Source organism: Amycolatopsis sp. w19, assembly GCF_051373225.1.
Taxonomy (GTDB): domain Bacteria; phylum Actinomycetota; class Actinomycetes; order Mycobacteriales; family Pseudonocardiaceae; genus Amycolatopsis; species Amycolatopsis japonica.
Genome location: NZ_JBPQFM010000003.1, coordinates 224,718 through 238,392 on the forward strand (window position 1 = coordinate 224,718; position 13,675 = coordinate 238,392).

At 68.9% G+C, this 13,675-nt stretch carries 13 protein-coding genes and 1 pseudogene; 4 read left to right on the forward strand and 10 right to left on the reverse strand.

Going from position 1 to position 13,675, the window contains the following annotated elements; all coding sequences use genetic code 11:
* Positions 1–90 precede the first annotated feature (90 nt).
* Complete coding sequence (locus ACSMFO_RS08655; RefSeq protein ID WP_037335690.1) at positions 91–609, forward strand: hypothetical protein; 519 nt, start codon at positions 91–93, stop codon at positions 607–609.
* A gap of 213 nt (positions 610–822) precedes the next feature.
* Here ACSMFO_RS08655 and ACSMFO_RS08660 read toward each other — a convergent pair whose 3' ends face one another.
* From ACSMFO_RS08660 to ACSMFO_RS08690, 7 genes and pseudogenes are all read right to left on the reverse strand, one after another.
* Complete coding sequence (locus tag ACSMFO_RS08660) at positions 823–1,662, reverse strand: SDR family NAD(P)-dependent oxidoreductase (protein WP_436457886.1); 840 nt, start codon at positions 1,660–1,662, stop codon at positions 823–825.
* A gap of 218 nt (positions 1,663–1,880) precedes the next feature.
* A pseudogene (locus tag ACSMFO_RS08665) lies at positions 1,881–2,621 on the reverse strand (arylamine N-acetyltransferase family protein); the annotation flags it as partial.
* 90 nt (positions 2,622–2,711) lie between these two features.
* Positions 2,712–3,335, reverse strand: a complete 624-nt coding sequence (locus ACSMFO_RS08670; protein WP_016337537.1) for a superoxide dismutase — start codon at positions 3,333–3,335, stop codon at positions 2,712–2,714.
* Between the two features lie 198 nt (positions 3,336–3,533).
* Positions 3,534–5,405, reverse strand: coding sequence for a serine hydrolase domain-containing protein (locus tag ACSMFO_RS08675; protein ID WP_436457888.1), 1,872 nt, complete (start codon positions 5,403–5,405; stop codon positions 3,534–3,536).
* A 96-nt stretch (positions 5,406–5,501) separates the two neighbouring features.
* Complete coding sequence (locus ACSMFO_RS08680; RefSeq protein ID WP_436457890.1) at positions 5,502–6,170, reverse strand: heme oxygenase (biliverdin-producing); 669 nt, start codon at positions 6,168–6,170, stop codon at positions 5,502–5,504.
* 78 nt (positions 6,171–6,248) lie between these two features.
* A complete protein-coding gene (locus ACSMFO_RS08685; protein WP_436457892.1) occupies positions 6,249–6,836 on the reverse strand; it encodes a TetR/AcrR family transcriptional regulator in 588 nt (195 codons plus the stop codon).
* A gap of 201 nt (positions 6,837–7,037) precedes the next feature.
* Complete coding sequence (locus tag ACSMFO_RS08690) at positions 7,038–8,537, reverse strand: glutamate-cysteine ligase family protein (protein WP_436457894.1); 1,500 nt, start codon at positions 8,535–8,537, stop codon at positions 7,038–7,040.
* Positions 8,538–8,753: 216 nt separating this feature from the next.
* Between ACSMFO_RS08690 and ACSMFO_RS08695 the strand changes: the two genes are divergently transcribed.
* From ACSMFO_RS08695 to ACSMFO_RS08705, 3 genes are read left to right on the forward strand one after another with little or no spacing between them, the layout of a single operon-like run.
* Positions 8,754–9,569, forward strand: coding sequence for a TrmH family RNA methyltransferase (locus ACSMFO_RS08695; protein WP_436457896.1), 816 nt, complete (start codon positions 8,754–8,756; stop codon positions 9,567–9,569).
* A gap of 27 nt (positions 9,570–9,596) precedes the next feature.
* On the forward strand, positions 9,597–10,199 hold the full coding sequence (locus tag ACSMFO_RS08700; protein ID WP_038507907.1) for a DUF2537 domain-containing protein: 603 nt from the start codon (positions 9,597–9,599) through the stop codon (positions 10,197–10,199).
* A gap of 14 nt (positions 10,200–10,213) precedes the next feature.
* Positions 10,214–10,579 carry an MmcQ/YjbR family DNA-binding protein gene (locus ACSMFO_RS08705; RefSeq protein ID WP_038507909.1) on the forward strand — a complete coding sequence of 122 codons (366 nt, stop codon included), beginning with the start codon at positions 10,214–10,216 and terminating at the stop codon, positions 10,577–10,579.
* Between the two features lie 36 nt (positions 10,580–10,615).
* Here the strand turns inward: ACSMFO_RS08705 and sepH are convergent, their stop codons facing one another.
* The 3 genes from sepH to ACSMFO_RS08720 all read right to left on the reverse strand — a co-directional run bounded on the left by sepH (position 10,616) and on the right by ACSMFO_RS08720 (position 13,474).
* A complete protein-coding gene (gene sepH / locus ACSMFO_RS08710) occupies positions 10,616–11,461 on the reverse strand; it encodes a septation protein SepH (RefSeq protein ID WP_038507911.1) in 846 nt (281 codons plus the stop codon).
* A 190-nt stretch (positions 11,462–11,651) separates the two neighbouring features.
* Positions 11,652–12,818 carry an ATP-binding protein gene (locus ACSMFO_RS08715; RefSeq protein WP_436457899.1) on the reverse strand — a complete coding sequence of 389 codons (1,167 nt, stop codon included), beginning with the start codon at positions 12,816–12,818 and terminating at the stop codon, positions 11,652–11,654.
* On the reverse strand, positions 12,815–13,474 hold the full coding sequence (locus ACSMFO_RS08720) for a response regulator transcription factor (RefSeq protein ID WP_037348058.1): 660 nt from the start codon (positions 13,472–13,474) through the stop codon (positions 12,815–12,817). Before ACSMFO_RS08720 ends, ACSMFO_RS08715 begins: the two co-directional genes overlap by 4 nt.
* Between the last annotated feature and the right edge of the window lie 201 nt (positions 13,475–13,675).

A 13,675-nucleotide genomic window follows, 5' to 3' on the forward strand; every position in this document is an offset into this window, starting at 1 on the left:
CACGAGTCAGGTGCGTTCCCCTCTCGTGGGGGAGCCCGAAGCACCACCGGAGGGAACCGCCGCGAAGCGCGTCCGACGAGGCTTCAAGACATGGACAGCACAGCGTTTCGCAGCGTTCCAGGAGTGCCCGGATGGGCGAAGTGGTCGGCGCACACCGTCGCACTGGTGAACGTCCCGTCCGGCCTTTGGCGGCTGGGGCTCGCGGTCGGGATCCCGTTCGGGCTGGCTCAGTCCGAATTGGACAGCTTGAACACTCCCGGCTGGGGCTCGCTCTATCTCGTGTTCCTCGCCGTGTTCTCGGAAGCCGTCGCCTTCCTGGCGCTCGGTCTCATCCAGCCGTGGGGCGAGACCTGGCCGAGATGGCTTCCGTTCGTCGGCGGCAAACCCGTTTCCGCCCGCAAGGTGGTGGTCGTCTCCTCGCTCGGCGCTTTGGCCACGACGGTCTACGGAGGCTTCTTCGTGTACACGACCTTCATCGGTGAAATGGCGGGCGAGCCCTGGGCGTACTGGCTGGTCGTCGTCCTCTACGCGCCGTTGGTGCTTTGGGGACCGCTGCTCGCGGCGGTGACGTGGCATTACCACCGGCGCCGTGGCACCGCACTCACGTGATTGAAGCCGCAACTCACGTGATTGAAGCCGCAACTCACGTGATCAGCGCCGGAACACCCCGAGCGGCCTCCGATCACGCGAGTCACGTCCCTGATCACGCGAGTCACGCCTCCGCGCACGCCACGCCTGGGTGTCCCAGTCCGTGAAGGCCTCCTTGAGGGACCCAGAGTCCCTCAAGGAGGCCTTCACGGACTTTCGACCAGGCGCGGCCACTCACGACCACCTCGCTGACGGAGGCGGTTCCAGCGCCTCCCGCAGCTCGCCGTCCAAGGCCGCCGCGATGTCTTCGACGGTCCAGCCGTCCCGGTCCAGCACGGGGTCCTTGATCGCGGTTTGCCGCAGCACGCACAGGATGTCGCCGCGGAACCGGAGGATCTGCCCGGTGATCCCCGCCGAGAGGTCGCTGAGCAGGTACGTCACCAGCGGCGCCACCCGTTCCGGGGTGTGCTCAGGGGTCTGGACGACGCTCGGATCGTTCCGGGCCATCCGCGTCCAGGCCACCGGCGCGACGGCGTTGACCCGGATGCCGTGTTCGGCCAGGTCCACCGCCCACGAGGCGGTCATGGAGGCGACGGCGCCTTTCGACGCCGAGTACGCGGCCGCGCGCCGTTGGCCGATCATCGAGCCGGAGCCGACGTTCACGATCACGCCGCCGCCCTGGGCATGCAGTACCTTCGCCGCCGCGGTCCCGCAGAACAGCGGGCCGAGCACGTTGACCTCGACCACTTCACGCATCCGCGCGGGGTCGGCCGCCCATGGCTCGGCCCGGTAGTTGACGCCGGCGTTGTTGACCAGGCCGTCGAGGCGTCCGAATTCGGCGACGCACCGGTCGATCAGTCCGGCGGCCTGCTCCGCGTCGGCGACCGAACCCTCATGGGACACAGCCCGCCCGCCCAGTGCGCGGATCTCCCGCGCGACCTCGTTCGCGATCCCCGCTTCCACGTCGTTCACCACGACCGCCGCGCCCTGTGCGGCCGCATCGTGCGCGAAAGCCCTGCCCAGGCCCTGTCCGGAGCCGGTGATCACCACGGCCTTGCCGCTGAGAAGAGTCATGGGACAAGTCACTCATAAGGGTGAGATCGGCGTCTCTCGACCGAACCCCTTGCCGGGGAAGATGAGGTTAGGCTAACCTCATACACGTCCGCTTCGTGGTGGGAGCGGCAGTCAGTTCGGGAACGGACGAAGCCCCGCAACCGGGTCACCCCCGGAGGCGGGGCTTCGTTCATTCCGGAGGATTCATGGTCGATGACCGCGCCGCTCGGGTCAAGGCACCGGTCGAGTTCGATCCCGAACTCCTTCCGATACGCGTCCAGGATCTCCTGGTCACCCGAAAGCCTGGTCTCCGTGCGGACGCCGTGGGTGGTGACGATCAGCTTGTCACCCGCCAGCGTGACGCGGCCGTGCTTGGTCGGCAGCGAGCAGGTCGGCCCCTGCGTGAAATGCGAGTCCGGTGAGGTCGCCTGCCAGAACGCCGTCGGGACGAACTCGTCCAGCGCCCGCGGCCGCCGCTCGATCCGGTACTGGGGCTTGCCGTCCTGGAGGACGTCGATGTCGCCGTAAGGCGCGTCGAGCACCAGGAACTCGCCGTCCGGGTCGGCCTGCGCCTCGGTGGCGGACAGCCGCAGCGGGAACCGGCTGAACCGGCCGAAGCCGACGTCCGCCAGCCACGGCTCCTCCAGCTCGACACGGACGACGGCGTGGTCGAACGGCCGCCCGAGGGTCCCGTCCGGCCGGAAGACCTTCGCGGCCTGCAGAGTGACGTTGAAGCCCAGCTCGCCCAGCAAGGCGGCGAAGAGCCCGTTCAGCTCGTAACAGAAGCCACCACGGCGCCGCCGCACGATCTTGTCGAACAGTGTCTCGGCGTCCAGGACGATCGGTTCGCCGAGGTGGATGCTCAGATTCTCGAACGGCACCACCGCGAGATGGTGCTCCTGCAGCGTCCGCAACGCGGCGACGTCCGCGGCGGCGGGGCGGTCGAGCCCGAGTCGGTCGAGGTATGCGGCGACGTCCATGCGACCACCTTGACACCTCGACTTGGCTGGAGGTCAAGAAACGAAGAACGGGGCCCTCCCGGAAGGAGAGCCCCGTTTCGTGGCGAGAAGTCAGCCGAGCAGCAGGCCGTTGCCACCGGCGACGGCGTTGTCGAACCGTTTGGAGATCTCGGCCCAGTTGAAGATGTTCCAGAGCGCCTTGACGTAGTCCGGCTTCACGTTCTTGTAGTCCAGGTAGAACGCGTGCTCCCAGACGTCGACCAGCAGGATCGGCGTGGTCGGGAGGACCAGGTTGTTGTGGTGGTCGCGCAGCTGCTGGGTGATCAGCGTCTTGCCGATCGGGTCCCAGGAGAGCGCGGCCCAGCCGTTGCCCTGGATCGTGGTGGCGACCGCGGTGAACTGCGCCTTGAACTTGTCGAAGGAGCCGAACGCCTCGTCGATCGCGGAGGCCAGCTCGCCGGTCGGCTTGTCGCCGCCTTCCGGGGAGAGGATCTTCCACCACACGACGTGGTTGGCGTGCCCGGCGAGGTGGAACGCCAGCGTGGTCTGCAGGCCGACGATGTCACCGAAGTTGCCGGCCTCGCGGGCCTCGGCGATCTTGTCGAGCGTGTCGTTCGCGCCCTTGACGTAGGTCGCGTGGTGCTTGCTGTGGTGCAGCTCGTTGATCTCGCCCGAGATGTGCGGCGCCAGAGCGCTGTAGTCATAGTCGAGATCGGGGAGCACGTAGCGGGCCATCGGCCCTCCTTCTGTCTTCGACACAAGTTTCCAAGGACGAACTTAGTCGTCTTCACCCGTTTGCGGCGACCGGGGGCGCCGCGTTTCTCCCCAGGTGGAACGACCCGTTCGTAGCGGCTGTACCCGGTGGGGCCACCGCCTGAAACCCACCCTGCTAGCTCCAGTTAGCTGGAGGTCAAGGCGATGTGACGGCGGTCATCAAGCCAGGTAGGGCAGTCCCACCAGGTGATAGGAGGCGATGACGCCGAGGAAGGCGAGCAGGGCAACGGAAACCACCGTGTAGGTGATCCTGGCGGGCGTGGTCCACCAGCCGCGGGCCCAGGCGAGCACCGCGCAGACGACGGCCGCGCCGGTCAGGAGCAGGACGGCGTTCGGCAGGAGCAAGGTGACGCTCAGCAACGGCGAGTGCCCGGACGTCAGCGCGACGGCGGCGGCGCTCAGATCGCTCATGAGCAGGGCGAAACCGGTCGTGAACAGCAGGACGGCCAGCGCCGCGGACCAGGCGGCGACGGTCGCGAACCGGGCGCCCGGCGGGTTCCGCTCCCGGCCGCGCCGGACGAGCGCGCGGATCGGCCACCACACCAGCGCGCCCAGGAGGAGCAGCAGCGCGACACCGAGGATCAGCAGGTGGGTGGAGGGCGAGCCGAGCCAGGACACCCGTTCGTAGGAGGAGTTCGGGTCGTCGCCCGCGAAGAGCAGGACCTCCTCGCCGGACTCGCGGAACGCGATGCGCTCACCGGCGGCGTCGGTGAACAGCCCCGGTTCGGTCTGTGTCCAGCGCCGGGTCCCCTCTCCGAGGCCGGAAGTCGTCAGCGCGCCGTCGCCGTCCGCGGTCACCGTGACACCGCCCGCGAGCGCACGGACCTTGGTGAAGCTGTCGTAGTCCAGCCGGGTGTTGTTGTAGCTGCCCTCGAACCTCGAGACATCACCCGCGAGCTTCACGGGAGCGAGGACGGGCGTGGCGGGCTGTAGCCGGTCGACGAAGGCTTTCAGCACCTCGGCGGTCACCGCGGCGGCGTCGCCGGAGAACGCACCGCCGTTGAACGCCAGGTACACGCCGGTGTTCTTCTCCGGCACGAGTTCCAGCACGCTGAAGAAACCCGGTGAGTCACCGGTCTTCTCCACCAGGCGCAGGCCGTTCAGATACCGCTCGGAGAAACCGAAACCCATCGCGGGCAGGCGCGGATCGTTGCGGAACCGCGCTCCGTGCAGCTGGTCGAGCAGCGGGCGGCTGAACGCGCCGGGGACGAGGTTCGCGGACAGGTAGCGGCCCATGTCGGCGGGAGTCGCGACGTTCCCGTCGCCCGCGGGCGGTTCGGGGCCGAAGTTGGCGGGCGGCACGACCTGCGCGGACCCGTCCCAGCGGTAGCCGGTCGCCGGCGGGACATCAGGCGTGGGCTGGGCGACGCTGCTGTCCTTCATCCCCAACGGTTCGAAGATGTGTTGCCGCACATAGTCCGAATAGGACTGTCCTGACGCGAGCTCGACGAGATGCCCGGCCAGCGCGTAGCCGTAGTTCGAGTAGAGGGCGACCTCGCCGGGCGGGCGGATCCGGGTGGGCATCTCGGCCGCGAGGTGCTCCGCGAGCGTCGGCAGTTTCTCTTCCCGTGGCGTGAACATCCGGTACACGCGGTCTTCGAAGCCCGCGGTGTGGGTGAGCAGGGAGGACAGGGTGACCGGGCGGCCGGGGAAGGTTTCGGGGATCTTGAACGATTTCAGGTACGTGTTGACGTCGGCGTCCAGTGCGAGCTTGCCCTGTTCGACGAGCTGCATCGCGGCCGTCGCGGCGATCGACTTGCCGACGGAGTTGATCAGGAACCCGGTGCGCTCGGGGTCGACCTTGGTCTGGGTGTCCACTGAGGACGCCCCATAACCCGCCGAGAACACCGTCTTGCCGCCTTCGACGACCACTACGGCGGCGCCGGGGATGTGGTGCTCGGCAAGGCTTCGCGGAAGGATCTCGTCGAAGACTCCGGCCGCCGAAGCGGGGGTCGTCGCCGCTTGGGCGGCGGGAGCGGTCAGGACCGTCGCGACGGTCAGCAGGGCGGCGGTGGCCGCGATTCGGAACATACCTGGAAAGTTAGGGATTTCCCCGGGGTGAGGGGATCCGGCGGGCCGCCCATCGCGGGGTGGGGCCGGCCCTACCCCGCGACCGGACGCACGAGGTCAGGCGGCCCGGTACTCGTCCAGCTCGCTCGCCAGCTCGTCGAACACCGCGATGTTGCACTCGAAGGCCGCGATGGCCTCCTCGATCAGCCGCGCGCGTTCGTCCTCGCTCCACGGCGCCGCGTTCAGCTGTTCGCGGTAGTTGTCCCGGAACTTCGGAGCGCTGCCCAGCTGGTCGAAGTGGTAGAACAGCGACCCCGCCTCGTTGAGCTCGTACTTGCGCTCCAGCAGCCGCCGGATGACCTGACCGCCGGCGATGTCGCCGAGGTAGCGCGTGTAGTGGTGGGCGACGAATCCGCCGGACCAGTCCGACGCCTCGGCCACGCGCCGCGCGTAACGCTCCGTCGAGGGCAGCGGCCGGACGGTCTCGCGCCAGTCCGGGCCGACGAGGTGTTCGAGGTCGCGTTCGAGGCTGGGCAGCCGCCGCAGCTCCTCGAAGACGAACTTGCCCGCCACCGGGTCTTTCGCCAGCTTGTCGGCGGCCTGCTCGATCGCCTGGTAGATGAAGTAGTACTGGATCGCCAGCCGCGTGTACCCGTCGCGCGTGAGCTCGCCGCCGAGCAGCGCGTTCATGTACTCGGAGTGGTTGGCCCGCTCGTGGGCGGGCAGGGTGGAGGCGCGCAGGGCCGCGGAGAACGGCCCGGATTCGACGTCGGTGGTCACCGGCATGGACAGAGCCTCCAAGCATCGATCTGACATGCTGTCAGAAAGAGCGTAAGGCACAACTGCGGGTTAGGCTACCCTAATTTACGGGTTTTCCGACATCCCGACCGCTCTGAGCACGAAGCGCACGGCTCCCTCGATCGCGTCGTCCAGCCGTTCGGGTGGCACGTCGACCACCTGACGGCTGCCGAGCGCGGCGGTGATCATCGGGATCAGGACGTCCGGATCCTCGTCCGGTACGCCCTCCGCGAGGATCTCCCGCAGCTGGCCGGTGATCGGATCGGCATGCGCGCTGATCCGCCGGTACGCGGCGGGCGCCAGCGCCGACGCGAGCGCCGTCCCCGGCGGCAGGTGGTACTCGGCGAGCACCCGCAGCTGGAGCCGGACGAACGTCGAAAGCTTCCCGACCGGGGTGTCGGCGGTCGCGACGGCCGCCGTCAGCCGTTCGACGTACCGCGTCGCCTCGTCCTCGACGAAGGCCACCAGCAGGCTTTCCTTGTCGGGGAAGTGGTTGTACATCGCCGTCCGGCCGAGGCCCGCTTCGGCGGCGACACCGGCGAGCGTGATCGCGTCGAACCCGCGTTCGTACAGCTGGCCGCGCAGGACGTCGAACACCCTGCTGCGGACCTCGCGCCGGTGCTCCTCCAGCGAGCGGCCGATGATCTTGGGCACGAGCCACCTCCCTGGAAGGAAACTCTAAACCCGGTGTCTCAAAGCGCGCTTTCGGATTTCCGTAGCCGGGCCGCGGCGTCAGCTGGTCACTCACCCGGCCGTGACAGCGGCCCACCTCCGCAAATCCGAGGCCTCCGGCCGAAAAGAAACGCGCGCGCGTGTCCTCACGGCCCAGCCGAGCCTCGGTTTGAGAGGCACCCCCTAAGCCTCCAGTGGCCAGGTGTGCACCGGCGTCTCCGTGGCGGACAGCTCCAGATACCGGCCCAGCATCCGGTTCAGCGCGGTCTCCCGTTCGGCGCCGCGCTCCTCCGCGCGCAGGACGTACTCCCGCTGCCACGCCGCGCCGGTCCGCCTGGTGAGACACCGCTGCTCGATGATGCCCAGATAGCGCTCTCTTGCCTCGTCCGAAACGTCCGACCGGCGCAGTCCCTCGTGCGCCAGCGGCAGCAGGACCCGCAGAACCAGCTCGTCCGGCGGGATCCAGCCGATACCCGGCCAGTACAGCTGCGCGTCGAAACCCCGGCGCGCGCCCGCGTACATGTTCTCCTCGGCGGCCTGGAACGACATCTGTGTCCACACTGGACGGTCGGCCTCGGCGAGGGCCCGCTGCGCGCCGTAGAAGAAGGCGGCGTTCGCGACCATGTCGACGACGGTCGGGCCGGCGGGCAGCACGCGGTTCTCCACCCGCAGATGCGGAAGGCCGTCGACGACGTCGTACACCGGCCGGTTCCAGCGCCAGACGGTGCCGTTGTGCATCCGCAGCTCGGTGAGTTTCGGCGCCTGCCCGGAGTCGAGCGCCTCGATCGGATCCTCACGATCGGTCTCGGGCAGGAGGCCGGGGAAGTACCGGACGTTCTCCTCGAACAGGTCGAAGATCGACGTGATCCACCGCTCGCCGAACCACACCCTCGGCCGCACGCCCTGGTTCTTCAGTTCTTCGGGCCGGGTGTCCGTGGCCTGCAGGAACAGCGGGATCCGGGTCTCGTGCCAGAGCGCCTTGCCGAGCAGGAACGGCGAATTCGCGCCGACGGCGACCTGGACGCCTGCCAGCGCCTGCGCCGCGTTCCAATGCGCCGCGAACTCCTCCGGCGCGACCTGCAGATGCAGCTGGACGGAGGTGCACGCGGCCTCGGGGAGGATCGATTCGGAGTAGCTGCGCAGCCGCTCGGGCTGCCTGCCCGGCAGCGGCGCGCCCTCCATCGAGAGGACCGTGCGCTCGCCGCGAGCGGCGAAGATCCGGTCATTGAGCAACGAATAACGGGCGTTGTTGGTGAGCCACTTCTGGTCGAAGTGCTCGTGCCGCAGCGTCGGGAGGATGCCGATCATCGCCAGCGAGGCGCCGGATTCCTCGGCCTTGCGCGACGCGGCGCCCAGATACGCGTTGAGGTCCTCCTCCAGCTGCAGCGCGGATTCGCCGGCCAGCGGCCGCGGCGGCACGTTGAGCTCCAGGTTGTGCTGGCCGAGCTCGGTGGTGAACGACGGGTCGTTCAGCGCCTCGAGCACCGTCGTGTTCGTCATCGACGGGCGCATCTCCGCGTCGACGAGGTTCAGCTCGACTTCGAGCCCGATGTTCTTGCGCGGGAAGGAAAAACTCCCATCGGTGAGCATTCGGGCCAAGGTGTCGAGGCAACGCTGGACCTTCCGGCGGTAACGTCCGCGATCCTGGGGTTCACAGGGGTCCGCCGAAAGATTCTTACCCATGTTCGTCGAGCTCCTCATTGGCCACGCTCCGCGGGATCCAGGCGGGACTGCCAGGCGGCCCAACGGTTTCACGCATCGCTGTCGCCCGGCTAGCGGCCAAACTGGTGCTCTCTGTCACTAGGGGTTAACTGACAGCAAAATACCTCCGTTCGTACCACCTACCCGTCGACGTTCGGACGCAAACACCGCGCAGCGGGCGGATGACACACTCTCCGGGTGGCTGAACTGATCACCATCGACGACCGTGACGACCCGCGGCTCGACGATTTCCGCGACTTGTCCACAGCCGATCGGCGTCCCGATAGGCCGGGTGGGCGTGGCTTTGTGATCGCCGAGGGCACCGTCGTGGTCGAGCGGTTGCTGAAATCCCGCTATCCGGTCCGTTCCCTTCTCGGTGTGGAGCGGCGATTCCACGAATTGGGCGAAGCCCTGGACGCGGTCGACGTCCCCGGTTACGTGACTTCGGCCGAGACGATGGCCGACGTGGTCGGATTCCACCTGAACCGCGGGATCCTGGCCGTCGCCGACCGGCCGGTTCCGCCGCCGTCGGTCGAAGACGTCATCGACGGCGCACGGGTGCTCGCGATCCTGGAAGGCGTCGGTGACCACGAGAACCTCGGATCGTTGTTCCGCAACGCGGCCGCGCTCGGCGTCGACGGGATCCTGCTCGGCGCCGGCTGCTCGGACCCGCTGTACCGGCGCAGTGTCCGCGTCTCGATGGGGCACGTCCTGCGCGTCCCGTTCGCCACCTTCGGGTCTTGGCCCGGTGGCCTGGAATCGCTGCGGGACCGCGGTTTCCGCATCGCGGCCCTGACTCCTCGTGCGGATTCCGTTTCGCTGCGCCAGTTACGGGACCAGACACCGGGGAAGGTCGCGTTGATGCTGGGCGCGGAGGGCCCCGGCCTGACCGGCGAGGCCATCGCCGCCGCCGACGTCGCGGTGCGGATCCCGATGCCGGAAGGCGTCGATTCGCTGAATGTCGCCACGGCGGGCGCGATCGCGTTCTACGAGACGCGTCCACCGCTATCGTGAGCACCCGAGCGATCACGAGGAGAACCGATGGAATTGCGGATCCGTGAGGGACGCGCGGTGCTGGCCGGGCCGGGCGGCGAAAGCGCGCGCGAGGTGGACCCGCACTCACTCGCGATCGGTTCGGATCTCGCCCAGGCGTTGCACGAATGGGCCAGGGTCGCCTCCGCCGTCGGCTCCTCCGGCACCGAAGCCGCTTCCGTGGTCTCCCAGCGAGGCCGCCAGCTCGCCCAGCGGGTCGCCGCCACGATGGGCACGTCGGTGCGGTTCGTCGACCCCGTGTCCGGCGACGGCGTCATCATCGACCCGCCCGCCCCCGCACCCCGCAGCGAACTCGCGCGGCGCCTCTTCGGCACCCCGGACCCGGCCGGGGAGCCGACACCGTGGCTGACCGGGCTGACGGTCTCGGCGTTCGTCGCGGCCGTGGTCGTCGTGGCGATGCTGGCGCTGGCGAACACCCTCGCGCGTGAGACCAACGGCTGGCTCGCGCTGCTCGCGTCCGCCGTCGTGACCGCCGGGATCACGCCGTCGCTGTGGCTCGCGCGGCGGGTGCCGATCGTGCGGTGGGCGTCGTTCGGCGCGGCCGCGGGGATCGTGATCGCGTGGATCGGCGTGCTGATCGTCGTTTTCTAGGAATACTGAGATCCATGGCCGGAGATCCGCTCGATTCACTCAGACGGCTCTGTCTCGCGCTGCCGGAAACCTCCGAGCGGCTCAGTCACGGCGAGCCGACCTGGTTCGTGCGAGGCAAGAAGACGTTCGTCATGTACGCGGACCGTCATCACGACGACAAGGTCGCCTTCTGGTGCCCGGCGCCGCCCGGGGCGCAGGAGGAGCTGGTGGGCGCCGAGCCGGAGCGGTTCTTCCGGCCGCCGTATGTCGGCCATCGGGGATGGCTCGGGGTGCGGCTGGACACCGACGTCGACTGGGCCGAGATCGGACAGATCGTCACCGACGCGTACTGCCTCGTGGCGCCGAAATCCCTGATCGCGCAGGTCCCCGGACGCACGTAATGGCCCCTCCACCGGAAGGGGCCACTACGTGCGGATTCAACCTCGTTGCGATCGGACGCCCAGGAGGACGTCTTCCCAGGATGGAACGATGGGGTGGTTCTTCTTCCCCTTCGCCCGTGGAGCGGGTTCGGCCACTTCCTCCGGCTCGTCAGCCGGAAGTGGTGGCTCGGCATCTTCTTCGGGCTCGGCTATCGGCGCGTCGATCACCTTCGCGACCGGCTCGTCCGGGACCGAATCCAGGGTCGGCTGGACGACCGCGTCCCTGCCGGGCTCGAGTGCCCGCACCGTGCGCGGGGCACGGTAGGCGTTGGGGTTGAGCAGGACTTCGGCGTTCTCGTCGAGGGCCTGCACGGTGCCGCCGTGCGCGCCGGGTGCGAACGCCCAGTGCGCGCGGTTGTCCGAACGGCCGGCCTTCCAGCTCAGCACGACGACCCACTTGCCGTCGTCGCCTCGCCAGGAGTCCCAGGTCGCCTGGCTGTAGTCGTGACCGCGCTGCCCGAAGGAGTGCGCGACGACCTCGCCGAGGGTCTGGACGTCGGGGCCGTCCTCGCGGACCGGATGCGCCCGCTGGGCCAGCTCGGCGGTGCGGGATCGTTCGAGCAGGACGGGGTACGCGAACCGCTCGACGCGCTGCACGGTGACGCCGGCGCTGCTCGCGACCTGCTCCACGGACTCACCGGCCCGGATTCGTGCCTGGATCTCGCGTGGCCGCATTTGGCTCTCCAACTCGATTTCGATCTGGCCGAGGCGGGTGATGTCACCCCTCGCCGCCGCTCGCAGCCTCTCATCCGCGGGGAGCAGGAAGCGCGTGCGGCTCGCCGGGTCTTCGCACACGATGGACTTACCGTCCTCGTGCAGCCCGACCACCCGTAGCGCTCGCATTCTCGCCTCCCCGATTCTTCACCTTTGTGGGTGTCCACGTTAAAACGGCGCGTCGCCTTGACGTGTGAGGCGCGCCGATGTCATGTGTCCTGCTCACTATTTTGTTCATGACGGCAAGGGGAATTCTGCGGGAGCGACGGGCGGCTTGCCGCGTGACGCGCCGGACACGCACAGTCACGATCGGGGGAATCTACGGCAGCCGCACCCGGACGACCAGTCCGCCGCCGCGGCCGCCCGGTTCCGCGCCCGCGGTCCCACCGTGCGCCTTCGCGATGGACCGGACGATCGACAGGCCGAGCCCGGCGTTGCGGGAGTCGCCGGTGCGGTCGCCCGAAAGCCGGCGGAACGGCTCGAACAGGGCGGGTACGGCGTCCAGCGGCACCTGCGGGCCGGTGTTGCGCACCACCAGCGCCGGATCGCCGCCGATGTCGACGTGGATCCAGCCGCCCTGGCGGTTGTAGGTGATGGCGTTGTGCACGAGGTTCGTGACCAGCCGTTCCAGCAGCACGGGATCGCCGGACACCGTCCGCGGCCGCAGCCGCGACTCCACCGTGACCCCCGCCTCCTCGGCCATGGCCGACGCCGACCGGATCACCGTCGCCGCGACCTCGTCCAGCCGCACGGGGGCTCGCGCGGCCAGGCCGCGGTCGCTGCGGGCGAGCACGAGCAGGCCTTCGATCATCCGTTCGCTGCGTTCGTTGGTGTAGATCAGATGTTCGCCGAGTTTCCGGACCTCGGGGCTCGCGCCGGGGTCGGCCATCGCGACCTCGACCAGCGTCCGCTGCACCGCGAGCGGGGTCCGCAGTTCGTGGGAAGCGTTGGCGACGAAGCGTTTCTGGCTGTCGAACGACACGGCGAGCCGGTCGAGCATGCCGTCGAAGGTGTCCGCGAGTTCCTTGAGTTCGTCGTCGGGGCCGTCGAGGTCGATGCGCCGGTCGAGGTTTTCGACCTCGAGTTTCCGTGCCGTGGAAGTGATCGCGTGCAGCGGCCGCAGTACGCGGCTCGCCATCAGCCAGCCGAGCAGCACCGCGAGCGCGCCGGCGATCGCCAAAGCCACCAGCGATTGCCACAGCAGGGTCGAAAGGACGTCCGAGCGGTATTCGGTGATCGACGTCGCGACCAGTTGCGTGGCCTGGGCTCGTTCGGCGGGGAGGATGCTCGTCGTGTCCATCGGATACGCCCTGGCGACCTCGATCTGGGCGCCCGCGGTCGCTCCGTTCGCGAACGCCGCCGTATCCGGCAGGGTCGAGCTCACCAACAGGTAGTTGACGATGAGCAGGGCGAGCCCGACGATCAGGAACGCGCCGCCGTAGAGCGCCGTCAGCTTGGTGCGGACGGAGAGCCGGAGCGGTTTCACGACCCGAACCGGTAACCCGCGCCGGGCACGGTCTCGATCAGCGGCGGTTCGCCGAGCTTGCGCCGCAACGTCATCATCGCCACGCGGACGGCGTTCGTGAACGGGTCGGCGTGTTCGTCCCACGCCTTCTCCAGCAGTTCTTCCGCGCTGACCACGGTCCCCTCGGCGCGCATGAGCACCTCCAAGACGGCGAATTCCTTGGGGGACAAGGGAAGGAACCGGCCGTCGCGGGATGCCTGGTGCCGGGGCAGGTCGAGGACGACGCCGCCGCGTTCCAGCACCGGCGGCAACGCCGGCCGCGCGCGCCGCGAGAGCGCCTGCACCCTGGCGACGAGTTCGGCGAACGCGAACGGTTTCGTCAGGTAGTCGTCGGCGCCGAGGCCCAGCCCGGCGACCCGGTCGTTGACGTCGGCCGCGGCCGTCAGCATGAGGACCCGGGCCTCGCCGCCGGTCCCGATCACCGCGGCGCAGACTTCGTCGCCGTGCACGACGGGGAGGTCCCTGTCGAGCACGACGACGTCGTAGCCGTGCACCCCCACCCGGTCCAGGGCCTGCGCGCCGTCGTAGCAGACGTCGACGGCCATGGAGAACCGTCGCAGGCCCTCGGCGATCGTGTCCGCCAGGAGCCGCTCGTCTTCCACCACCAGCACTCTCACCTGGCCAGTCTGCCCCGGGAGGGGGTAAGCGGGGGATAAGCGTGTGGTCGCTTTCGCAACGTCACTTCGCGCCCCGGAGTGCGGGTGAAGGGGACTTTCCCCGCATTGGACGAGGGGAAAGTCCCCTTCGCGACGTCTGGCCTTTCGATCTTGCGGGGATCAGCCGACCGGGTGGCATGTAAGGCCGAACTCGCGTGATCG